This is a genomic window from Marinomonas sp. TI.3.20, assembly GCF_038155025.1.
GTDB lineage: Bacteria > Pseudomonadota > Gammaproteobacteria > Pseudomonadales > Marinomonadaceae > Marinomonas > Marinomonas flavescens.
This window is the reverse complement of the sequence record NZ_JBAKAS010000140.1, coordinates 1-255: the sequence shown is the minus strand read 5'-3', so window position 1 is coordinate 255 and position 255 is coordinate 1. Positions and strand designations below refer to the sequence as shown.

Below are 255 nucleotides of genomic sequence, written 5' to 3'. Positions count from 1 at the left end.
CACCAACGCGGGTGAAGCGGACTCTGTTAGCGTGACCTTGGGTGGCGTGGACGCGGATGCACAAACCGTGAAAGTGACGTTCAGTGATGGCACCAACAACGTGGTTGTGGATGCGACACAAACTGACAGCGTCTGGAGTGTGGCGGATGCGGATCTAAGTGGTCTGACCGACGGCACGATTACCGTCAGCGCTGTAGCAACTGATGATGCGGGCAACACGTCAACTAAAACGGATACGTTAGATTTAGACACGAG

1 protein-coding gene is annotated in these 255 nt (G+C 54.9%); it reads left to right on the top strand.

What is annotated here, in order from left to right:
- A partial coding sequence (locus V6259_RS19915) for an Ig-like domain-containing protein (protein ID WP_341586006.1) occupies positions 1-255 on the top strand: 255 nt, incomplete at both ends.